Consider the following 22,222-nt stretch of genomic DNA (forward strand, 5'->3'; position numbering starts at 1 on the left):
CAAAAGGCGCAATGGACTTTAACATGCGCCAGGGCGCCCTCACAATGGCACATGCAGATTGCTGCGAGCCTTGCTGGACAGGGCCGACGCCGATCGCAACCGGCCTTCGTGTGCCAGGTCGAATGTGCCTGAAGCCTAATGACCGATGGTTTAAAAGGTAACAATTACCTCGCAATTCGAGGACTCTGTCGAGCTTCAAATGCGCGCCCGTGATATGTTGCGGTGCACCTTGCAGTGAGCCCGCATTTTGCGACTCGAAGCTCACGCATCCACATTGACCACTCCAGAAAAAGAATGCGCATGCCTCCTGTCGCGACAGGCGACGAACCGGACAGTAATCAGGAAGATCGCCGCGAGCTGCTCAAGGCCGTGGTCGCAGCATCGCTCGTAACCGGCTTCGAAATGTTCGATTTCACCGTTTACGGCTTCTTCGCAGCAATGATCGGAGAGCAGTTCTTTCCCGCACGAGACCCGTTGACGTCGCTATTGCTCGCAGTCGGCACGTTCGGTGTGGGCTTCTTCATGCGCCCTCTTGGCGCGATGATGATCGGCGCATACGCGGACCGCGTAGGGCGTCGCGCCGCAATGGTCAGGACAACCTGGATGATGGCGGCAGGCACTGCTGCGCTTGGACTGTGTCCGCCGTTTGCGACGATAGGCGTGGCGGCTCCGCTCATTGTCGTCGCGGGCCGTTCGCTGCAGGGTTTTGCACTAGGCGGCGATCTTGGCGTTGCCGCGAGCTTCGTGATGGAGACTGCGCCCGCAGCGCGCCGGGGCTATCTGCTCAGCTGGCAGTTCACCAGCCAGGGCGCCGCCGCATTGCTTGGAGCAAGCCTGGGAGTGCTACTCAGTCACACACTGTCTCCCGCAGCGTTTACCGCGTGGGGCTGGCGCGTGCCGTTCCTGATCGGCCTGCTGATCGCACCGGTCGGTTTGTACGTTCGCCTTCGGCTTCGCGAAGATCCGCCTCGTGGCGCCACGGCAGAAAACACTAGAATGCCGTTGGCGGAACTGTTTCGCACACACGGCACAACGGTTATCCTGGCCACGCTGATGTTGATGGGGCAAACCTTGCCGGTCTACACGACCGTCTACTACATGCCAAGCTATGTGACCAGGGTGATGCATATGCCCGCCATCACCGGCTACCTGGTATCGGCGTGCTCGACCGTGCTGCTTGTCGGCATTCCTCCCTTTGCCGGCCGTCTCACCGACCGTTTGCGGCGCCGCAAGCCACTGGCGCTCATCAGCTCGGCGGGTATGGCTTTGCTGGTCTATCCCGTGTTCCTGCTGATCACCCACGCGAAAAGCGCGTTGCCTATCCTGTGCGGTGTCGGGTTGATTAGCGTCCTGCTGGCGCTGGGCGCCGGCGTGACCACCCTGCTGGTGCTGGAAGCGCTTCCTGTCAAGGTGCGAGCCAGCGGCATGGCGGTTTCACATGCGCTCAATGTCGCCGTGTTTGGCGGCACCGCTCAATTCATCGTGACGGGACTGATCAAATGGACCGGCGATCCAATGTCTGCGGCATGGTATGTGGCGCCGGCGTGTGCGGTGAGCTTCTGTGCGTTGATGCTGTTCCGGGAGCGGCCGCGCGAACCCTGACTGACAGAGATGGCGCTTGCGTTGGCCGTGCACAAACCGGCCGTGCGTCAGCCAGCCGTGCCTAGGTCGCCTCTGCCGCCAAAGCCCGGAAATCCTGCGGCGCCATATCGAAGGCCCGCCGGAATGCCCGCGTAAAGTCCGAAGCGCTTTTAAAGCCCACGCCGTAGGCGATCTCCGTCACCGTCGCATGCGGGTAGCGCGTCAGATCTTCGGCTGCGCTGCGCAGCCGGAGATGACGGATATACGCGCTCAGACCGCCCTCATGTTCAAACAGGCGATACAGGCTCCTGCGCGGAAACGGCAGCGCGCCGAGCACGCTCTCGGGCGAAAGCGTCTCTTCGTAAAGGTGCGACTTGATATAGCGCCGCGCCTCATCGAACATGACCGACCGGGCCGCCGCGCGAGCATTGCCGCTCAGCCCTGCGTCCTTGCCGAACCCCGCGACGAGCAGTTGCGCTCCCGCCCGGATGGCGCTGTCCGCTTCGCCGGCACTCATGCTGCCGATGTTCTGCGCGAGCGCCGACACGTGCCTGACGATCATCCCCGCGAACGGCGCTGCAGCGGAAAGCGTACGGCAGTGGATAGCTTCCGGATCGGGAAAGACTTCCTGCACGAGTTCGCCGGGTACAAAAAACGTCAGCACCCTGCAGTCGTTGCGCTGCATGCGCACGGGCTGACCCATATCCAGTGCAACGATTTTCGCAACAGCAGGCGTCTCTTCGCGCTGCCTGGGTAGGGCGATGTTCGCGATTCCGCCCTCCAGAAATACGTGGAAGACGAAGTCACGCACGGTGTCGACCGAGATCCGGGCCAGCGAGCGATCGAGCACCATCAGATCGGAGCGGCAGTCGGTGAATACCAGATCGCCGACCTGATAACGATCGATCGAAGCCCGGAAGGGCCTTTCAAGATCGGACCGCGAGGGCAGGACGTCAATAACATGGCCGACGCGATCGCGCCAGGCGAGCAAACGCCGCTGCGGAGGTTCCGCCTGCACATTGAAATGGCTGTATGCAATGCCCTGTTTCATCGGGCGGCGCAGATCAGCCGGATTAACGCGGGAGTTCATGTAACGCAATTCTTGTACTGGAATGGTCCCCCAGAGGTCTGCTGGGGTGGTCGCTCCTGAAATTTAACCGAAAAATTCACCTTGCATGAATTTTTCCCAAACTGGAGGACGAAAAAGAATTCGCCCGGCGTTAAAACCAGCCGGGCGAGTTGCGCAGACGATACAACCAGGCCGCCAATGCGACATATGAACTCTCTCAGGTTCTGGCATAGCCCTCGGAATGGCCAGATCCTTCGCCGACCGTAACCGGTCTGTTTTTCTTATTTTGTTTTTTATTTTTTAGACGGATTGCTCATTGGGTCTCTCCGCCCGCTCTAGCAACCGGACGCCATTCTGACCGTTTTTTACTGGCAGGCTTGACCGTGCGTGCCAGTTTTTGGGAATTTTTTACTGCCCGTTCATAGCAGCTTCGCCGCGGCGCGAACCCGGCGCTTGCGCTGCTTTTCCAGGGCCGCCAGAGCCGTAGCGACAGATCGGCTATTGCTGAACAAGTCGCGGCTGCTGCTCCGTAACAGCTCTTCGCTCGCCACCACGTCGTTCAGTGCGCCGAACCGCTTCTGGAGCTTCTTCAAGCCCTTCAGCGTTTTCAACTGCCTGCTGGACAGCAACGGCTCGAAAAACTCAAGCAGGTAGCGAACCTTCTTCCCTGCCTTGCGGACGTCGTGATACGAGGTGTATTCGGCGCCCTTGGCGTCCCGGGCGCGGCGCATACGTTTGTGGAGCGATTTCTCCGCGGCCGCCACGCGCTTGCGGGCAAACTTCTTCAACGACGTGGGTTTGCGCGTTTGGCGCAAGGTGTCGTTCGCATCGTTCAGGGCGTCCTGCAATTCCGAATTGATGCCGGCATGAGCCAGCCTCTCCCGGCTGTCGCTTAGCGCAGCGGCGCGTGCGGAAAGCAGGCGCTCAGTCGGCGCCCGCTTCTCGCCCAAGGCTTCATTCAGCAACTCGATCAGGATGTCCCAATCGCGGGTTTTGCCGGCCGCGCCTGCGAGAGACCTGAAACGCTCTCCCTGCCGTTCCTCGAGTTCCTCGCCAAGCAGCGGCCGGTAGGCCCAGAGCAGCGTTCGCAGGCGCCTGAGCGCAACCCGCAGCCTGTGCAGCACCTCGGCGTCGGAGTCCGAGCGCAGCGCTGCAGCAGATGAATTCGCCTCGTCAATCAACGGCCTGGCATAGTCCGAAAAGTGCGCTTCAGCGGCGTCGGGTTCGGTGGAGCCCGGCTCCTTATTCGTTTTCATCTCGTCTCCTGCTGGTGGCCGACCGGTTCTGCGGTCACGGCATCCTGCATGCGGGGCACGTTTTGATATCGTAAGCAACCTGCGTACCCACACGCAAGCCGCCACAGCGAAGGCGCACTCGCAGGCGTTCCGGGTTAACCCGTCGCGGATAAAGCCAATTCCTCGACGCGCGCCGTGACCAGAGTACCGACAACGTGTATGTGGACTCACGCCCGCTGCGCGCTAAAGCCTCGTACAATCTTCTTCGGATCAGTTAGTCAATCCTTGTCTTCTGCCAGACCTGCCTTTGCCGCGAGATGTCATCCTATCGTCCTGCGGGGCTTCATGCAGCCTTCCCATCGCAACAATTCACCTGCCCTTTCTCAGCGCGCCTCGATGCCATGGAAAGCAATCACAGACCCGCACAGCCGGATGAACTCCGCATGCGTTCCGCGCGGCCGGCGGACCACGCCGCGGAAAACCGTGTATTGCTGAGGCTCGCGCGCGCCCAGTCGGGATCGCGCGAGCGGCTCTTGCAGGAGATAGCAGACGCCGCCCTGTCGCTCTGCGATGCGGGTAGCGCAGGCATCAGTCTCATGGAAGGCGTCGACGCCGGGCGGCACTTTCGCTGGCTGGCCGTGGCCGGCTTATGCGTAGGCTTGCAAGGCAAAACGACAGCATGGCACGAATGTCCGTGCCGGCTAGCGGTGGAATCCGCAGAACCCCAATTATTTCTTCGCCCGCAAGATAGTTTTCCCAGCCTGCAGTTTCCCGGCGTGGAGATTGTCGAAGGACTCATCGTTCCGATTCCGACTGAGAACGGGCCCGTCGGCGCGATATGGGTGATGTCGCACATCCCGGCACGCCAGTTCGATCTCGAAGACGTGCGCCTGCTCTCGGACCTGGCGGTCTCGGCCGGTGCCGCGCTGACCACCGTGGATGCCCGTGACACCGGCGAGGAAAGCGAGCGCCGGCATAGCGAATTCATAGCGATGCTCGGACACGAGCTTAGAAACCCGATGGCGCCTATCGACAGCGCGGTCGGCGCAGCCATCAAGCTCTGTGCGGAAAACGAAAAAGCGGTCGAAGTCCTGACCATTGCGCAACGGCAGATGAGGCATCTGCGAACGCTGGTCGACGACCTGCTCGATGCCGCGCGACTGAAGCATGGCAAGCTCGCCATCAAACATAGCGATACCACACTCAACGAAATTGCCTTCGATGCCGTGACCGCGGTCAAGCATCACATCCAGTCGCGGCGCCACTCACTCCGGTTGACCGGTCTCGAGAAACCGGTGCCCGTCCGCGCCGATCACATCAGGCTAAGCCAGGTGCTCGGCAATCTGCTGTCCAATGCCGCGAAGTACACGCCGGTCGGCGGGACCATCGAACTGGCGGTAAAGATCGTGGCCGAAGATCGCGAACCGGAACAGAAGGACGTGGTTGTCATCGAAGTGAACGACAACGGCATTGGCATCGACAGCGCGGTCCAGCCGCACGTCTTCGAACTTTTCGCCCAGTCGGCACGCGGCAATGCCCGTTCCGAAGGTGGACTGGGAATTGGTCTTGCCGTGGCCAAGCGCATGGTCGAACTTCACGACGGGACGATCTCGCTGCAAAGTGAGGGCAGCGGGCGAGGCACTTCGGTCACACTGCGCCTGCCCATCCTGAGCGTCCGCGACGAATCGGCGGCCACGGGCGATACGACCGAATCGCTAGGTCTGGGATCGGTGCGTCTGCTGCTCGCCGACGATAACGCGGATGCGTTGCAGTCGCTCAGCATCCTGCTGGAGCTCGACGGACATCACGTCACGATGTGCGACTGCGGACGCGAAGCGGTGCGTCTGATCAAGGAAGAATTGCCCGAGGTTGCCATCATCGATGTCGGCATGCCCGGCATGGACGGCTTCGAGGTCGCCCATGCGGTACGGTCCGACAGCCAGCTCGACGACGTCCTGCTCGTGGCGTTGACTGGCTATGCCGCGGAGTCCGATAAGTCCCGGGCGTTGGCAGCGGGTTTCGACTATCACCTCACCAAGCCGTTGTCGCTCGACAAGCTGCGCTACATCCTGGCGAATCGTGCCGGCGGAAAACTCGGCGGCATTGTCTGACCGGGCGGTATCGCGTCTTCCTCTCTCCTCAACCCGCCCACGCGTTGACATCGAGAATTGCGCCGGCGAACGCTTCCGGTGCCTCCTGCGGGAGATTGTGGCCTGCATTCGGCACGACGCGGTTCTCGTGGCGCCCGGTGAACTGCTTCAGGGACGCCTGCCCTCCTCCCTGCGGCGTAACGCCATCGGCGTCGCCCTCTAGCGTGACCGTTGGTACGGTGATCGACGGTGTGGACGATAAGCGCCGCTCCATTTCATCAAACTGGGGATCACCATCGACGAGTCCGTAACGGTGCCGATACGAATGGATCACCACGTCGACGAAGTCTGGATTATCGAAGGCCGCTGCCGAGCGAGCGTACGTATCGTCGTCGAAGCGCCAGGTGGGCGACCATAACGACCACAGCAGGCGACAAAACTCGAAGCGGTTTTCGGTCAGTCCGGCCTGGCCGCGCTCGCCATGAAAGTAATACTGGTACCACAAGCGATATTCCTTTTCCGGCGTACTCGGCCGCATGGCAGCAGCAATATTCTGGATGTTGTAGCCGTTAACCGAGACAAGGCCGCGCGCTCTGGATGGATACAGCGCCGCCACAATGCACGCGGCGCGGCCGCCCCAGTCATATCCGCCCAGCACGGCCCGTTCGATCTGAAGCGCATCGAGCAGCGCCAACAGGTCCGCACCGAGTGCGGCCTGCTGGCCCGAACGAAGTGTGGTCGAATCGAGAAAACGCGTTGACCCATAGCCGCGAAGATAAGGGGTGATAACGCGCGCGCCTTTGGCCGTCAGGCGTGGCGTCACTTCGTCGTACGCGTGGATATCGTACGGAAAACCGTGCAGCAGAATAACCGGCCATCCTGCGCTATCGCCTTGTTCGTCATAGGCAATCTCGAGCAGATTGGTTGCAATGCTTTTAAGCATGACGCCTCCAGAGCGGCAAGACTAAACAATAAAGCGTTCAGCCGATTATGCCGGAGGATGCAAAGCGTCTGCGGCCAGGACGTAAGCGCGTTTCTCGCCGGGCACTAAGGTCGGCGCGGCGACCCGGTTACGCCGATGAGGCAGCCTTCGCCGGCGCGGACTGGATCATCTTCCAGCCGTTGCCAGCGGGATCGCGGAAACCGGCATCGATGCTGCCGTAGCGCTCCATCGGTTCCTGGGTGAATTCCACGCCGCTCGCTTTCAGACGGTCATAGCTGGCGCGGCAGTCGGCCACTGCGAGGACAAGAGGCGGCATCGCCCCCTTGGCGACCATCGCGCGCAGGGTTTGCGCAGTGGCTTCGTCGTGAATCGGCGGCCCGGGCGTGAACAGCCCGAGCTGGAACGACGGCTGTTCCGGATGCTGGACCGTGAGCCAGCGATAGGAACCGTTACGCACGTCCGTGTGGACATTGAATCCGAGTTTGTCGACGTAAAACGCGAGCGCTTCGTCCTGGTTGTCGACATACAGGCCCACTACATTGATACCCTGGTTCATGACACCTCCTTGATGGATGGCCGCACTGTACCTTTGACCACGCGGCGGCGCTTCTCCAAAACTGCGATCGTCAGATCCGGGCGTTTCGCGGCCTTCACGACACAGGCAGGCATGCGGTCAAGTCCAGGCAGGTTGGCGCGGGCCTCGAGGCGCATGGCACTGGGGCTGCGTCCGGTGATGTCGTGGAATGTGCGGCCGAAAGTGCCGAGGCTCTCCCAACCTGTCGCGAAGGCAATTTCCGTGATGCTTAGCTCGGTGTCGCGCAGAAGCGTGGTCGCCTGCTCGATGCGGCGAGTCAGCAGGTAACGGTGTGGCGGAACGCCGAAGGCCTGCTTGAACGAGCGCGCGAAATGGGCTTCGGAGACGCCGCTGACCTCGGCCAGTCGCTTGACGGGCCATGCCTCGTGCGAGGCGGCATCCATGCGATCTTTGGCGCGCAGCAGACGGCGCAGCAAGGCGGGGTCTTGCAGGGCGCTGGCTTTGACATCGAAGGTGGCTGCTTCGGAGGATCGGGCGAGCGGTCCGCCGCTGTGGTCTGCCCGGTCCCTTGGCATGGCGTCTCCTTGCGCTGCGGTTGCGGTTCGAAACAACGATTATGCACGTTCAACCGTGCGTCCCGAGTCATCGAGCAGCGCTGAGGTCCAACCCACAACACGCAGCGCACTGCATCAGCCTAATTCGCCGCTAAGTTTGCCCCCTCAAGATGGCGTCATCGAATAGAGGAGGCAAACATCATGAAGCTCGTCCGAATCACTCGCCTGGCCCTGCCCGTGGGGCTCGTCGCCATTGCGCTCACCGGCTGCGCCGTTATTCCGCCGTCCGGCCCGTCAGTCGTCGCACTGCCGCCCAGCGGCAAACCGATGAACGTGTTCCAGCAGGAAGACTATGCCTGCCGCGACTACGCGTTCCGCTCCGACAATGCCGGCGCACCGGCCCATAGCGCGATACCGGAAGGCGTCGGCAGTACGGCCGTCGGCACCGTAGGCGGTGCGGCCGCCGGCGCGCTGCTCGGTGCAGCAGCGGGCAATGCCGGCATCGGCGCAGCAATCGGCGCGGGCGCGGGCCTCCTGTTCGGCAGTGCTGTTGGCGCAAACAACACGCAAGCCACCTCGGCCAGCCTGCAGTCGCGCTACGACGCCGCCTACGCGCAATGTATGGCGTCAAAGGGCAACACCATTTCCCAGCCGGCCGTCTATAGCACGGTGCCGGCCTACGCTCCGCCGCCTGTCGCTGTTGTGCCGGCTCCGGTTGTTTACGGCTACCCGCAACGCTACGGTTACTGGGCTTACTGAGCGGGCCTACTGAGCGGGCTCACCAGGCGAACCTGCTGAGCGCCCGCGCTAATTTCCTGCTCACTCTGCCGCGCGATGATGCGGCCATGGATCACGCAGAGCACCAACCTGTTGCCGTGCCCTGCCTGGCAAATACTTGAGGATACCTATCATGTTCAAGAAGATTCTCGTTGCAGTCAGTACAAGTTCCGCCGATAGCGTCCTGGCGCCCGCCATCGAAGCCGCGCGAAAGTACGATGCGCAAGTTGTTGCACTGCACGTAGTCGATCCATCGCCCAGCTATATCGGGGGTGCGGACTGCAACTTCGGCCTGATCGTCGAGGCCATGGAAGCACACGGACACCGGGTCGTCACGCACGTCAGGAGTGTGCTGGATACTCATGCGCTGCCGGCGGAAGTCCGCATGGTGACGCTGCCGTTTTCGGGCATGACGGTGGGTAGCGCGATTGCCGCCGTCGCGGAAGAGACCGGTGCCGACCTGATTCTTCTCGGCAGGCGAAGCGCGTCGCGGTGGCACTGGCTGAGCGAAGACGTGGCAGCGGAGGTGATGCGTCACTCCAGCCAGCCAACGCAGATCGTCAGCGACAAGCCCGTGGCCAATCCGGCGCGCCGTGGCGGCAGACGCTGGATCGATGTGACGGCCGCCGGCACCTGGTAAGGCGAGTGCCTCACCGGTCGGTCGTCACATCTGCATCGCCGCTATTCGAAGTTTCGCACCGTGCCGCAGATCCCGGCCAGGCTCAATGCGCGGCGGACGCTTCTCCAGAGTCCGCTCCGCCCTTCGCCGGCCGGGTGATCCAGATCAGCGGGATGATGAGGATGAAAATGAACGTGGACGCATAGAAGAAGTCGTCCAGTCCCATGACCGCAGCCTGACTCGTGACCATCGATTCAAACATTGCGTGCGCGGCCCCCACGTCCAGATGTAGTTGCGATTGCAACGATGCGATGGCTGAGTTGAAAACCGGATTGTCGATGTTCGCCTGCTCCATGAGTCGAACGTGATGCACGGCAGTGCGGTGGCCCCAGACCGTGCCCGCGATGGACGTGCCGACCGCGCCACAGAAAATACGCGCGAAATTGGAAAGCCCGGCCGCCGCTGGAATACGTTCAGGCGGCAGTCCCGAGAGGATGATCGACACGAGCGGAACGAACCACAGGACGGTCGGAATGCCCTGCAGCAAAGTGGGTATCACCAGATGCCACGCGTCCACCGTACTCAGATACTGCGTGCGCATGAAAAACACGCCCGCCAGACCCACGAAAGCGATGGACACCAGCGTCCGGGCGTCCACCAGCTGCAGCATGCGCCCGATAAACGGCGAAAGCAGAACCGTGAAAATACCGACGGGCGCGGTGACGAGACCCGCGTCGAAAGCCCGATAGCCGAGGTACTCCTGCATCCACTGCGGCAACAGCACGAGGTTGCCGAAGTACAGCGCGTAGGAGACGGAAATCGCAATCGTGCCGCTGCTGAAATTGCGCAACGCGAAGAGCCTGAGGTCGACGACCGGATGCTTCTCGGTCAGCTCCCACACGAGGAAGAACGCAAAGCTGACGAGCGCAATCAGCGCCAGCGCAACGATGAACGAAGACGAGAACCAGTCGAGGTCCCGTCCCTTGTCGAGCATCACCTGAAGCGACCCGACCCATGTGACGAGCAGCGCGAGACCGACGGTATCGATCGGCAGTTTTCTGGTCGGCGTTTCGCGCTTGCGGTAGATGAACCAGGTGGCGCTGGCGGCGATGAAACCAACCGGAATGTTGACGTAAAAGATCCAGGACCAACTGTAGTTGTCCGTGATCCAGCCGCCCAGCACCGGCCCCGCGATCGGGCCCACGGTGGCCGTCATCGCCCAGAGCGCCAACGCCATGTTGGCCCGGGCCTTCGGGTAGGAACTCAACAGGACAGCCTGAGACAACGGAATGAGCGGGCCTGCCACGAGTCCCTGCAGAATCCGCGCGCCCAGCAGGAACGGCAGGTCCGGGGCGATGCCGCAGAGCCACGAGGCAAACACGAACATCAGGATCGCGCCGACGAAAAGCCGGATCTGGCCAATCTGCTGCGTGAGCCACCCCGTCAGCGGAATGGACACCGCATTGGCGGCCGCGAAGATCGTGATGACCCACGTCCCTTCGTCGACGGACACCCCGAGGTTGCCGGACAGATTGGGGACCGCGACGTTCGCGATCGATGTGTCCAGAACCGTCATGAAAGTCGCCAGCGCCACGACGATCGTGGCGATCACAAGCTGGCCGCCACGTAGTGGCGGATGTTGGACGGGTGCTGCGGGTGAGGCGGGAGGGGTCGATTCCTGCGTCATAAATCGTAGCTTGTGGTGTGGGCAAGGACGGCGAACCTGCGTATGGTACGCGCTTCCGTCACATTTATTAAATACTTACACCATCATGCGGCTTTGAAAAAGATTTGCAATCGGGCCTTTCACCAAGACGGCATGTTCGCGGCGTCAGCGGGTAGCGCAGGCGTGCCGTTTGCGTGGGCTGAAAACGGGCTTTACCAGATGGGTCATCCGGCATCTACTCTTGATGCCGATACCCGCCAATCTTGGGAGGAATTCGCCATGGAGCAGCACACCCCTGTTTTGGTCGCCGGCGCGGGGCCGACGGGATTGACACTGGCGCTGACGCTGCGTCGTTACGGCATTGCAACGCGGGTGATCGACAGGCTCGAGAAGCCTGCGGACCTGTCGAAAGCACTCGCCGTATGGCCGGCGAGCCTCGAAGTGTTGAGCAGCCTCGGCGTCGGCGCGGCGTTCGACGAGGCGGCCGTAGCGATGAGCGCAGTGACGTTCGGCGACGGCGCGCGGCGGCTTGCGCGCGTGTCGATGCAAGACGGCATCGACAGCGCTCATCCCAATCCCCTTCTGCTCCCGCAGTCGCAAACCGAAGCGATCCTCACGGCGAAGTTCGTCGATATGGGCGGCGTGATCGAGCGTGGGGTGGAACTGACCGGGCTTAGCGAAGCATCCGACGCCGTGACCGCGACGCTGCGGCATGCCGATGGACGAATCGAGAACACGACTGCCTTGTGGTTGGTCGGCGCCGACGGCGCGCGCAGCGCGGTGCGGCATGCGCTCGATATCGCGTTCGAGGGGGACACGGAACCCGACACCTATCTGCTGGGCGACGTGCGCATCGACGGGGTCGATCTCGACCGGCACAGCATCCATATCTGGTGGCACGGCGGCGGGACGGTCGCGCTGTTTCCGTTCGCTCATGACGTATGGCGGGTGATCAGCCGCCGCGTCGACGATGAAGCGGCGGCGCGCGGCGAAGAGCCGCCGACCCTCGATGAACTGCAGCAGAAGATCACACGCCACGGGCCGCCGGGCGCGACGTTATCGGAACCCGGCTGGCTGTCCACGTTTCGGATCAACGAGCGACTCGCGGCACGCTATCGCACGGGTCGCGTATTTCTCGCGGGTGACGCTGCGCACATTCACAGTCCCGCAGGCGGCCAGGGCATGAACACCGGCATTCAGGACGGGGCGAACCTCGGCTGGAAGCTCGCCTACGTGCTTCAGGGACGCGGCGACGCCGCGACGCTGCTCGATAGCTACGAGGCCGAACGGCGACCGGTTGCGCGCAACGTGATCGCCAACGCGGCAAGACTGCTGCACGTCGGCATGGCGCCGCATCCGCTTGCGCGTCTCGCACGCGACGCAGCAGTGTCCGTGCTCGATCACGTGCCGGCGTTGCAGGAGCGGCTGCGTACCGAGATGGCCGAAACGGACGTAACCTATCACGACGGCCCGCTGGTTGCGCTCGCCGAAAGTGCGCGTCATCCGTCGCGCGGCTTTCCCGGCACACGTGCGCTGGATCTGCACTGGGCCCACGCAGCCGATGGATCGCCGCGCACGCTATGGCCTCTGCTGGATGTACGGCACACGTTGATCGCGTTTCGCGAAGGCAGCGAAGTGTCGCGTGCCGAGACGCTGGCTGCTGCGCATGACGATGCGGTCCAGGTTGTGGCGCTCGATGCTGCTGACGACCCTTCCGGCGACGCGCGTCGACGCTACGGGTTCAAAGGCGCAGGATGGGTGCTGATCAGGCCCGACCAGGTGGTTGCGGTACGTGGTGAGTCGGAGGAGGTGGCTCCGCTCGAGCGTTATCTGAAGAACGTTGTCGGCTTGCGGGTGGGTGACGGGACACATTAGTTGGTGGCGTTGGCGGCGTTGGCGGCGTCGGCAAGAGTCCGGCTTCGGGCCTCGGCCTTCAGCTCGCCTCCTCAGGCGCGGAATCTGCTACTCAACAGACCGGCTGGTAACTCGCGCCGGCCCCATCATTCGACGACCGCACCGGGATGAAGCGCACATGGCAGGCAGCCCGTCGCAGCCGTCGACCATAAAAGGAGAACACGATGACCCTGGTCATTTATCTTGTCGGCTGGATCGTTCTGATAGGCGGCGTCTGCTGGGCGCTCATCGCCATGCACGTCTCGCAGCACACGATCGAAATCGTCGCGGTCATCATGCTCGGCGTCGCGATCATCACGGGCGCCACCCGGACTCGCAACCGGGACCGTTCGTAGCGAGCGGTATCGCGCGGGGAGTCAACGATCGCGGCAGCGATCGCAGCGTAATCGGCAGCGGTTCAGAGCCAGAGGAGGAAGAGAAGATTGCGGGACGCCGCCATACGTCGCACTCTGCGGACGTCCTGCGTGCAGACGCTCTACGGCGCCGCGTAGGACATCTCGCTATCGACACTGAAGACCGACACCGCATCGCGCAGCGCTTGCGCCTGCTGCGCCAACGCCTGCGCCGCAGCCGATGCCTGCTCGACGAGTGCCGCGTTTTGCTGGGTGACTTCGTCCATCTGGGTAACCGCGGTATTCACCTGCCCAATGCCGATGCTTTGCTCCTCGGACGCGGCAGCAAGCTCGTTCATGATGTCGGTCGTGCGCCCCGCGGAGGACACGATTTCATCCATCGTGCGGCCCGCGTTTTCGACCAGCTTCGATCCCGTATCGATCCTCGTCACCGATTCCGTGATCAGATCCTTGATTTCCTTCGCGGCGCTCGCGCTTCGTTGCGCGAGTGCACGAACCTCGCCGGCCACCACGGCGAACCCGCGGCCCTGTTCGCCGGCGCGCGCCGCCTCGACCGCCGCGTTGAGCGCCAGGATGTTGGTCTGGAATGCGATCCCTTCGATGACGCTAATAATCTCCGCGACCCGCGCCGAGCTTTCGGCAATCTCTTGCATGGTCGCAACGACGCGCCCAATCTCCGCACCGCCGCGTTGCGCGACGCCCGAGCCCGCGCCGGCCAGCTGGCTTGCCTGCTTGGCGTTGTCCGCGTTGTGGCGTACGGCGCTGGTCAACTGTTCCATGCTGGACGCCGTTTGCTCCAGGGAAGCGGCCTGCTCTTCCGTTCGCTGGGACAGATCGGTGTTGCCTTGCGCAATCTCGCCGGCCGCCACGGAAATGGATTCGCTCGAGCTTTTGATGCCTCGGACGATGCCCGTCAACTGCTCTTTCATGGTGGCAAGCGAATGCATGAGGCTCGTGTTGTCCCCCGCCTTCAACCGCACGGCGACTCGCAGATTGCCGGCTGCAATCGCGCTCGCCATGGCCGCGGCCTCGCTAGGTTCGCCGCCGAGTTGCCGCGCGAAGCCGCGGGCGATAAAGAGCGCCACGCCCAGCGCGACAGCAGCCGCCGCGACGATCAAACCGACTACCAGCGCGATCGCAGCGTGGTACGCCTCGTCGGCCACCTTCCCTTCTTGCGACGTGCCTTGCTCATTGATAGCGACGATCTTGTCGATGTCTTTCGCGATGGCATCGCGAACCGTCCCGGACTGTCCGGTCAGGACGCTCATGGCCTGCTGCGGATTGCCCGCTTTCGCCGCGGTCCGAACCTGCTGATCGAGGTCCATGTACTGCGACATCAGGAGCTGGATGTCCGCAAACGCCGTCTTCTCCTCCGGTTCGGAGATGAGCTTTTCGTATTCCGCACTCGCGCTGCGGAAGGCCTCGATGCGCGGCGCCATCCTCGCATCCACCGCCTGCGCCTCGGCAACCTTGTCGGTGGAGGCCATGCGGAACTCGGAGAGACGGATCTGGTTCAGAGCGTTCTGCATCCGCAGACTGCTGCTAACACTGGCTGACCATTTATCGCGAAGCGCTGCGACGTGGTCATTTTCGGCACTCACCTCGTAGAGCGAAAACGCGCCTAGCCCGATCAGCAGCAGGATAACCACCGCAAAGCCTGAAACAAGCTGCGTCACGACTCTCATGTTCTTAAGAAACGGCAAGATAACGTCCTTATTTGCTGTGACTGACAGAACCGGGCGCCGACTCGTTTCGCGGCGTCGCGACACATCCCGCAAGCAACACGTGATCAGGAGACCCGTTGCGCTACGTGGAAAACGAAGGCGACACTATTCCGGTTCCACTCAGTGCGGTGGCTCGAATTGTCAAGGTCTCCATGTTTTATCGGCAAATCGCTTCAATTCTTTAAGCGGCGACCAGTCGGCCGCCCTCAGAAAGACTTACGTGTTCTTTCCCCGCCGCGCTTACCTTGCCGACAGCACCTTCGCGTGCATTTCGATGGTCAGCGCCTCGATCCTCTGGCTCAGTTGCCGCGTGATTTCCGTGAGTTCGGTGTTCTGCTTCAACAGCGTGGCCATCTGTGAGGTGTGCTCAGCCATCTGCAGTTGCCGCTCTTCGGCGGACTTCGCGATCGCTTCCCGATGCTGGGCGTCCGCATCTGCGAGTGCCTTGTCGCGATCGGCCTGACGCGTCTGCGCCAGCAGGATCAATGGCGCCGCGTAGGCGGATTGCAAACTGAAAGCAAGATTGAGAAGGATGAAAGGATAGACGTCGAATTTGGTGACGCCCGTCATGTTCAGGATGACCCAGATTGCGACGATCAGGGTCTGCCCGAGGAGAAACGTAGGCGTGCCGAAGAAGCGCGCGAACGCTTCGGCCTTGAGCGCAAACCAGTCGTCTCCGAAGGTCGACGTTACGTGGTTGTAAGGAAGGTGAAACCGCAGATGCGGCCAACGTTCGTGTTTCGGGGACGACTTGTCGGCTTTGGCTTGATCGAATGGCGTCATGATGTTGAACTCGCTCTGGGTGGAAAACGCGTCAATCTACATGAGCGAGATGAAATTCGCCTCCTACAGTCGCTTCGTTAAAACCGCCGCTATCTTCCGATACACGCGTTCCGCCAGCGCCCATACCAACGGCAACTCGATCAACCGCCCGCGCAGATTCAGCACGAGCAGTAGCGATTCATGCCGCGTCACCCGATCGGCCCAACGCGCTTTATAGTCGCCGTGCAGCGGCCGGAAATCGAAGTCGCGGCCATTCGCGTGCGCCCATTGCGCGAGAAACTCGACGAGCAGATTCCCCACCGAAAACGTCCCGAAGGCCTCGTCATAGGTCGTGATGAAATACTCGACGGTCCGCGCACCGACGAGGTTGACCGAAGCCGCTACCGGCCGCCTATTCACGGTCACGAATGCGACGAGCGGGACGTTAGACAGGTCTGTGCGCCGCGCCAGCGCGATGAAAAAATCGCGCACCTGATCGTCCATCAGATAGCGCGACCCGATCCCGCGCGCAACAGCCCAATTGCGTTTGTTCTCAAACAGCCACGTCAGCGTGCTTTGCGCTTCGTCGGCCGTGCGGCACCATCCGAAACTTACGTCGCCCTGGCGGCGCAGCCGCTTCACACTCGAACGCAAGGCGGAGCGCAGCGTGGCGTTGCGCGTCGCGAGGAAGTCGTCCCATGACGGATAGGCGCGCAGTCCGATCGCGTATCCTGGCAACTCGCGCCAGCGCGGTGGCAGCCGTCGCCGCACCCACGAGCCAGGTGCAGCACTCAATGCGTGCTGCAATGCGCTGCCGTTTTCGACCATCGGAATTTCGAGCGCATCCGCATGAATCCGCATCATCGCAGCGACCGCGGCCGGGTAGAGCTCAGCACGCCGCGTGTCTTTGATCAACGGACCGCCGTATTCTTCGCCGCTTCCGCAACCAAGCGAATGCGCGAGCCGCAGCGCTCCTTTGCGAGTAATCGCGACCGGCCACAGCGCGAGCAATTCGTGCGCGCCGTACACCATCGCGACTTCGATCACCGCACCGCTCGCCAGCGCGCGTTCAACCGCAAGCTCGCAGTATTCGAAACTACTGAACGGGGAATGCGCCTCTGCTGTCGCGGACAACGCGCACCATTGTGGCTGCAACGCGCGAAATGCAGCGAGCGTCTCGCACGATCGTACGTCGTATCGAAACGAAGCTGTTGGCGATGAGGGTTCGAGCATCGCGGCCGTGGCTGTAGACACTGGACTCCTGAATTATTTTGCAGCGCATGCCCCGTGGCGGATTTGCCGTCCTGCCATAACGGGCAATTTACGCGGAGGGGTAAAGGTGGTCTGGCGGCAGCGCATAGTGTCGAACGAAAAGCAAACTCGCGCGACCTATGGTTTCGGCCGTTTCTGGATTTTGGCGGACAAGACCTGGCGGAGCGCCGGGCAATGTGCAGGCATGGTCGCGCGCCGCGCCGAATGGCCGTTCGACGCTATTCAACGGCCGCGCTGAGTTTGTCTTTTGTCGTAATGCGACGATTGCGGTCGGCAAAAGCATCGGGCCGCGCACCGCGCACGCTTTGCCAGATGACGACGCCTTCCCGCTCCTCCGGTCCGAAACCCAGTTCGTGCTGATCGTAGTCGAACATCGTCGCAAACCAGCGCTTTAAGTGTTCCGAACCGTCGAACACATCGCCGCAGACCGGGTTGTCGTAGACGAGGAAAAGATGCTGGATTGCGCCGTTCGCGAGCGCCTCTTCGAGCTTGTGCAGCAGCGTGGTCATCAGTTCAGGGCCGAACGGATTGAACATGAACACAACTACGTTGCCGGACGGCACAGCCATGTCGGCGACATTCGCAACGACCGCGCGGATCGGCGCACGTGCCGGAAAGCGTCGCGCGATGGCGGCCGCGTTTTCGTTCGCGGTCTTCACGAGGTCGACGCTGATGTCGTAGCCCATTACCCGCGCGAACGGATACTCGGACGCGACGATCAGTGGCCGGCCCTTGCCACAGCCGATGTCGACGAACGTATAGCCGGCGATATCGCCGAGCGTATCGAGCGCGCGGCGAATGATGGTCGGCTGTGAGCCCATGTAAGGACTCAGTTGATCGGCAAGGAGCGGATCGCGCTGCAACGCGAATGCGTCCACCAGGCCGCTGGTATCGATACCAAATTGCAGGTCAAAGGGATGACGGCGCAGACAGCCCGAGTACACCGCGCGCAGCAGCGGCACGCGAATGCAGATGCGGCGCAACTGTGGCGTTAGCATTGCGCGCTGCATGAAGTCGGGCAGTTTCGCTACGCCATTCAGGAATGGCTGTTTAAGCGTGCTTCTTAGAGTCATTCGGAGGCGCCGTCTGGAGTGTTCCGGGATCCCGGATCCTCCAGACATGATCGCGCCGTCGGGCGACAAGCTGCCGCCATAGGTTGGTTGTAATGCGACAAGACAACGTTGGCGGTCGCGGCCCGCGGAACCCGTTAGTCACGAGTCCGCGGGCCGGACCGTTTCAAGGCCCGCGCACCCGGTGGAACAAATGCATTGCGAGATCTTGCAGCCATCCGGCAAGGATCACCGGCCGCTTGAAGGATCGACTTTCGATTGCGCGACCGGGACGTGAGTCAGCCGGCGAGTCTTCCACGTCAGCCTGAATGCCCGGGCTTCCATGCGCCCAATATTCGAACGGATAGAACATCCGTGATCGCGCTATCGTCATCGCTCGCTCGGCTTGATGCCGGGCGTGGAAGTCGTTGTCGACGCTTGACCCGGTGGGACGCCGGGTCGGGTAGATCGTTTGGATGGACTCGCCGTCACGGGCGGGGGTCGATGTTTTCGTGTTCATAGATATCTCCGTTAGTAAGGTCGGAAACGGAGACGGTACAAACAAAACAGGCCTCATCCGTTTCCGGAGAGGCCTGTTGATCGACGCTTGTACCTGTAAATCTAAAGCGAACGAGCCTCCCCCAGGGTGTCCTTGCGGAAACCCTCGCCGCCTTGCAGCGCGAATGCTGGGATGAGGTTCGAAATCATGACGCCGAGTTTCTCTTTGAATGCGTGGTCTGTCAATTGATGCATGTTGTGCTTGTGCGACATTTCAACGGATCGTGTCGGATGTCGCGAGGCGATCTGATGCATAGGACATGAAATGCCGTTCGTCATCACCTTTGTTTCCACGGTCAGGACTCGATATGAGCAAGCGGTAAAGCCAGAGACTATTGCGACCGGCTCGCCCACTCACGCACCGCCTGAACAAACAACCTGAGTGCGATCGGCGGATGACGATTGGCGGGATAGTAAAGACACGTCCCAGGAAACGACGGACTCCACTCAGGCAGCAGATGAACCAGATGGCCCGACGCCAGGAGCTCGGCGACCTGATACTCGGGCACCCAGGCGATCCCGATGCCGGCCAGTGCTGCTTCGACCATCAGGTTAAGGCTGCCGAGTGTCATCGGCCCGTCGACATCGATGCTCGCTGTTTTGCCACGATGCTCGAGATCCCAGCGGTACAGCGCTCCGCTCTCAAAGCGAAAGCGAATGCAACGGTGCTGCTTCAGATCGTGCGGTTCTTTTGGCGACTCATGACGCGACAGATACTCGGGCGATGCCACAGCCGCGAACCGCATATCCGGTCCGAAGCGAATCGCGATCATGTCGCGCGGTACGTCCTGAAGCACCCGGATGCCGGCGTCGAAACCGTCCGCGACAATATCCACCAATCGCGTGTCCACCACGAACTCGACATGGATGTCTGGATAAGCCGCGAGAAACTCCGGAAGCACATGGCGCACGAGCGGCCTTGCCGCCGACTCCGATGCGCTAATCCGGATTGAGCCCGACGGACGATCGCGCGTGGAAGCAACCTCGTTCACCGCGTCTTCAAGGTCGGCGACGGCAGGACCAACGCGCCGCAGAAGTTGTTCGCCGGCTTCGGTGAGCGCGACGGACCGGGTCGTGCGATTGAACAGTCGCACGTTTATCCGCTCCTCCAGACCTCGCATTGAATGGCTCAGCGCCGACGGTGAGACTCCGAGCGTGCGCGCCGCTGCGCGGAAGCTTCGATGCTCGGCAATGGCAATGAAAGCAGTCAGCTCGGACAGGCCGGCACGCGGCATAGTTGAATTCTCCTCAATATGCTGTACAAGTCTAGCCTGATTGTTGAGCAACATACAACAGCCTAAGATACCTTCATACACCGCACCGCCCCTCGGGGCAGGCGGCCACCCGCAATTTTCGAAGGGAGAATGGACATGCAAAAACGCACACTGGGAAACAGCGGTCTCGAGGTATCGACGCTCGGTCTCGGCTGCATGGGTTTGAGTTTTGGCTTTGGGCCAGCCACCGAAAAGTCCGCAGCCGTCAAGGTGATCCAGACCGCCTTTGAACGAGGCGTCACGTTCTTCGATACCGCCGAATGCTACGGCCCGTTCACCAACGAGGAGCTGGTGGGCGAAGCCCTTGCTCCGATGCGCGACGAAGTGGTGATCGCCACGAAGTTCGGCTTTCAGGACGGCGATTCAAAGCTGCCGACCGACAGCCGGCCCGAGCGCATCCGTGCCGTGGCCGAGGCTTCGCTGAAGCGTCTGAAGACCGATCGCATCGACCTGTTCTACCAGCATCGCGTCGACCGGAACGTGCCGATCGAAGATGTGGCCGGCGCCGTCAAGGATCTGATCCAGCAGGGCAAGGTCAAGCACTTCGGCATGTCCGAAGCGGGCGCCCAATCGATCCGCCGCGCGCATGCCGTGCAACCGGTGGCCGCGTTGCAGAGCGAGTATTCGCTGTGGTGGCGCGAGCCGGAGGAAAGTGTGCTTCCGACGCTCGAGGAACTCGGGATTGGCTTCGTGCCGTTCAGCCCGCTAGGCAAGGGCTTTCTAACTGGTGCGATCAACGAGACCACCGCCTTCGACCAGGGCGACTTCCGCAACATCGTGCCGCGTTTCTCGGAAGAGAACCGTAAGGCCAATGCTCATCTGGTCGAGGTGCTCGGACAGATCGCCGACGGCAAGGGTGCGACCCGTGCGCAGATCGCGCTTGCGTGGCTGCTCGCGCAAAAACCGTGGATCGTGCCGATTCCGGGGACGACCAAACTGCATCGGCTGGAAGAGAACATCGGCGCCGCCGCCGTCGAACTGTCGGGTAACGATCTGTCGGCGATTGAAGCGGCGCTTAAGCAGATCAAAGTAGTCGGGGATCGTTACCCGGCGCAAATGCAGCAGCGCGTGGATCGCTAGAGCGTCGAAGGGTTCAGCGCGCGCTGCAACGCGCTGACACAGTCAGAACCCTACGAACCAAGGTTAGCCGTCGCATTCTCCATCACAACCCGCTTCAATTGCGCCAAAGCCGGCGGCGCATCTGCGCGCCCGGTATGCAAAACAAGGGACTGCTGCTGATCGACTCTCAGGGGCACTATTCGCTGCAGATTTTCAAGGCGGAACGCCCGCAATTCGCTTCGGGCGACAAGGGCGCGGGAACACCGGCCGAGTACAAAGAGGCCGTCATGGGTTCCAGCACTCACTTCGGTACGATCAGCGTCGACCCGGTTAATGGAACCTTGACGTTCCATGTAGAGAACGCGTCCTTTCCCAATTGGGAAGGACAGTCGCAAAAGCGAAGCTACGAACTTAAGGACGGTGAATTGAGCTACCGCGTGACACCTCGCCCGAATGGCGATGTGCCGATTTCGGTGTGGCGACGGGTGGACTGAAGGGGATCAGGCAAACAATCACAGCAGGTCTGCCGCTCGAGACAACGAACGGCAGACCTCGCAACCGATAGAACGCAAACCGGTTGCCGGCATCGGCAACCATCGTTCTCAGCCCGGTCGCTTAATGCGCGTTGAGCAGGACGCTGGCAATAACGCCGGTTGCGACGGCGGCGAGCACGTAGTCGCCGTTCACACCGACCCACTGATATCCGCGCGGCGGCGCTTGCAGGCCGTGGTCATGCCAGTCGTCGACCACGTAGTTACGATCGCGGTACTCCGCCGGCAACCGTTCACCCTTGTGCCAATCGTTGTGCGGAACCGGACCGCCCGGGCCGCCCATCGACGCCTCATGCGGTGCAGGTCCGCGGCCATGTCCACGCTGAACCGGGCGCTGGCCGTGATCATCATTGTGCGGCTGGGCAATAGCGGCAACGGACGTACCCAGTAACGATACGATCAAAAACGGTACGGCAAATGTCGACTTCATGGTTTCGCCTCAGAGTGAATGACGGAATAGCGGTTTGGCGCTCCAGCTCCAGACGGGGCAAAGCGCCAGTTGCGTCTTGACCGTGTCGCTATGCGAAATGGATCGCCTGGCGGGGGTCAACGTCGGACGCCGGCAAATGATGTCATAAGAATGCGTGCCGGCTCAAATCGATCGGCACATTTCGGCTGCTTCGAAGCGCGTTCTAAG

The 22,222-nt window shown here is 61.8% G+C and carries 21 protein-coding genes and 1 pseudogene; 8 read left to right on the plus strand and 14 right to left on the minus strand.

Annotation, left to right across the window (positions count from 1 at the left end; genetic code table 11):
• Nucleotides 1-300: 300 nt before the first annotated feature.
• On the plus strand, nt 301-1,602 hold the full coding sequence (locus P3T20_RS00095) for an MFS transporter (protein WP_429285683.1): 1,302 nt from the start codon (nt 301-303) through the stop codon (nt 1,600-1,602).
• A 61-nt stretch (nt 1,603-1,663) separates the two neighbouring features.
• Here P3T20_RS00095 and P3T20_RS00100 read toward each other — a convergent pair whose 3' ends face one another.
• Both P3T20_RS00100 and P3T20_RS00105 read right to left on the minus strand, forming a co-directional pair.
• On the minus strand, nt 1,664-2,671 hold the full coding sequence (locus P3T20_RS00100; RefSeq protein WP_429285684.1) for a helix-turn-helix domain-containing protein: 1,008 nt from the start codon (nt 2,669-2,671) through the stop codon (nt 1,664-1,666).
• A 398-nt stretch (nt 2,672-3,069) separates the two neighbouring features.
• A complete protein-coding gene (locus P3T20_RS00105) occupies nt 3,070-3,906 on the minus strand; it encodes a CHAD domain-containing protein (RefSeq protein ID WP_429285685.1) in 837 nt (278 codons plus the stop codon).
• 380 nt (nt 3,907-4,286) lie between these two features.
• On the opposite strand from P3T20_RS00105, the gene P3T20_RS00110 reads away from it, so the two are divergent.
• The gene (locus P3T20_RS00110) at nt 4,287-5,996 is read left to right on the plus strand and encodes a hybrid sensor histidine kinase/response regulator (protein WP_429285686.1); all 1,710 of its coding nucleotides are present in this window, start codon (nt 4,287-4,289) and stop codon (nt 5,994-5,996) included.
• A gap of 28 nt (nt 5,997-6,024) precedes the next feature.
• Here the strand turns inward: P3T20_RS00110 and P3T20_RS00115 are convergent, their stop codons facing one another.
• The 3 genes from P3T20_RS00115 to P3T20_RS00125 form a co-directional block, all read right to left on the minus strand.
• On the minus strand, nt 6,025-6,918 hold the full coding sequence (locus P3T20_RS00115; protein WP_429285687.1) for an alpha/beta fold hydrolase: 894 nt from the start codon (nt 6,916-6,918) through the stop codon (nt 6,025-6,027).
• Nucleotides 6,919-7,045: 127 nt separating this feature from the next.
• On the minus strand, nt 7,046-7,474 hold the full coding sequence (locus P3T20_RS00120; RefSeq protein ID WP_074268647.1) for a VOC family protein: 429 nt from the start codon (nt 7,472-7,474) through the stop codon (nt 7,046-7,048).
• Nucleotides 7,471-8,028 carry a helix-turn-helix domain-containing protein gene (locus P3T20_RS00125; RefSeq protein WP_429285688.1) on the minus strand — a complete coding sequence of 186 codons (558 nt, stop codon included), beginning with the start codon at nt 8,026-8,028 and terminating at the stop codon, nt 7,471-7,473. The genes P3T20_RS00120 and P3T20_RS00125 overlap by 4 nt, the downstream gene beginning before the upstream one ends.
• 180 nt (nt 8,029-8,208) lie before the next feature.
• On the opposite strand from P3T20_RS00125, the gene P3T20_RS00130 reads away from it, so the two are divergent.
• On the plus strand, nt 8,209-8,766 hold the full coding sequence (locus P3T20_RS00130; protein ID WP_429285689.1) for a glycine zipper family protein: 558 nt from the start codon (nt 8,209-8,211) through the stop codon (nt 8,764-8,766).
• A 151-nt stretch (nt 8,767-8,917) separates the two neighbouring features.
• Nucleotides 8,918-9,424 carry a universal stress protein gene (locus tag P3T20_RS00135; RefSeq protein ID WP_429285690.1) on the plus strand — a complete coding sequence of 169 codons (507 nt, stop codon included), beginning with the start codon at nt 8,918-8,920 and terminating at the stop codon, nt 9,422-9,424.
• An 82-nt stretch (nt 9,425-9,506) separates the two neighbouring features.
• Here P3T20_RS00135 and P3T20_RS00140 read toward each other — a convergent pair whose 3' ends face one another.
• Nucleotides 9,507-11,090, minus strand: a complete 1,584-nt coding sequence (locus tag P3T20_RS00140) for a DHA2 family efflux MFS transporter permease subunit (RefSeq protein WP_074268650.1) — start codon at nt 11,088-11,090, stop codon at nt 9,507-9,509.
• A gap of 258 nt (nt 11,091-11,348) precedes the next feature.
• Between P3T20_RS00140 and P3T20_RS00145 the strand changes: the two genes are divergently transcribed.
• Together P3T20_RS00145 and P3T20_RS00150 are read left to right on the plus strand one after the other, a co-directional pair.
• On the plus strand, nt 11,349-12,944 hold the full coding sequence (locus tag P3T20_RS00145; RefSeq protein WP_429285691.1) for an FAD-dependent monooxygenase: 1,596 nt from the start codon (nt 11,349-11,351) through the stop codon (nt 12,942-12,944).
• Nucleotides 12,945-13,147: 203 nt separating this feature from the next.
• Nucleotides 13,148-13,318 carry a hypothetical protein gene (locus tag P3T20_RS00150; RefSeq protein ID WP_167379456.1) on the plus strand — a complete coding sequence of 57 codons (171 nt, stop codon included), beginning with the start codon at nt 13,148-13,150 and terminating at the stop codon, nt 13,316-13,318.
• A gap of 140 nt (nt 13,319-13,458) precedes the next feature.
• Here P3T20_RS00150 and P3T20_RS00155 read toward each other — a convergent pair whose 3' ends face one another.
• The 7 genes from P3T20_RS00155 to P3T20_RS00185 form a co-directional block, all read right to left on the minus strand.
• The gene (locus tag P3T20_RS00155) at nt 13,459-15,021 is read right to left on the minus strand and encodes a methyl-accepting chemotaxis protein (RefSeq protein ID WP_429286172.1); all 1,563 of its coding nucleotides are present in this window, start codon (nt 15,019-15,021) and stop codon (nt 13,459-13,461) included.
• A gap of 279 nt (nt 15,022-15,300) precedes the next feature.
• Nucleotides 15,301-15,843 carry a DUF1003 domain-containing protein gene (locus P3T20_RS00160; RefSeq protein ID WP_074268653.1) on the minus strand — a complete coding sequence of 181 codons (543 nt, stop codon included), beginning with the start codon at nt 15,841-15,843 and terminating at the stop codon, nt 15,301-15,303.
• A gap of 63 nt (nt 15,844-15,906) precedes the next feature.
• On the minus strand, nt 15,907-17,076 hold the full coding sequence (locus tag P3T20_RS00165) for a GNAT family N-acetyltransferase (RefSeq protein WP_429285692.1): 1,170 nt from the start codon (nt 17,074-17,076) through the stop codon (nt 15,907-15,909).
• Between the two features lie 236 nt (nt 17,077-17,312).
• The gene (locus tag P3T20_RS00170) at nt 17,313-18,167 is read right to left on the minus strand and encodes a methyltransferase domain-containing protein (protein ID WP_429285693.1); all 855 of its coding nucleotides are present in this window, start codon (nt 18,165-18,167) and stop codon (nt 17,313-17,315) included.
• Nucleotides 18,168-18,330: 163 nt separating this feature from the next.
• Nucleotides 18,331-18,663, minus strand: a complete 333-nt coding sequence (locus P3T20_RS00175) for a hypothetical protein (protein WP_429285694.1) — start codon at nt 18,661-18,663, stop codon at nt 18,331-18,333.
• Between the two features lie 101 nt (nt 18,664-18,764).
• Nucleotides 18,765-18,995 (minus strand): hypothetical protein, encoded by a 231-nt coding sequence (locus tag P3T20_RS00180; RefSeq protein WP_429285695.1) that lies wholly within the window; start codon nt 18,993-18,995, stop codon nt 18,765-18,767.
• Nucleotides 18,996-19,033: 38 nt separating this feature from the next.
• Nucleotides 19,034-19,936: a LysR family transcriptional regulator gene (locus P3T20_RS00185; RefSeq protein ID WP_074268656.1), complete on the minus strand. Its 903-nt coding sequence runs from the start codon at nt 19,934-19,936 to the stop codon at nt 19,034-19,036.
• A 135-nt stretch (nt 19,937-20,071) separates the two neighbouring features.
• Between P3T20_RS00185 and P3T20_RS00190 the strand changes: the two genes are divergently transcribed.
• Both P3T20_RS00190 and P3T20_RS00195 read left to right on the plus strand, forming a co-directional pair.
• Nucleotides 20,072-21,055, plus strand: coding sequence for an aldo/keto reductase (locus P3T20_RS00190; protein ID WP_429285696.1), 984 nt, complete (start codon nt 20,072-20,074; stop codon nt 21,053-21,055).
• Between the two features lie 131 nt (nt 21,056-21,186).
• Nucleotides 21,187-21,528, plus strand: a pseudogene (locus P3T20_RS00195) (lipocalin-like domain-containing protein); the annotation flags it as partial.
• Nucleotides 21,529-21,649: 121 nt separating this feature from the next.
• Here the strand turns inward: P3T20_RS00195 and P3T20_RS00200 are convergent.
• On the minus strand, nt 21,650-22,015 hold the full coding sequence (locus tag P3T20_RS00200) for an RcnB family protein (protein ID WP_074268657.1): 366 nt from the start codon (nt 22,013-22,015) through the stop codon (nt 21,650-21,652).
• Nucleotides 22,016-22,222 lie beyond the last annotated feature (207 nt).

The organism is Paraburkholderia sp. GAS206C (assembly GCF_050435645.1).
GTDB lineage: Bacteria > Pseudomonadota > Gammaproteobacteria > Burkholderiales > Burkholderiaceae > Paraburkholderia > Paraburkholderia phenazinium_B.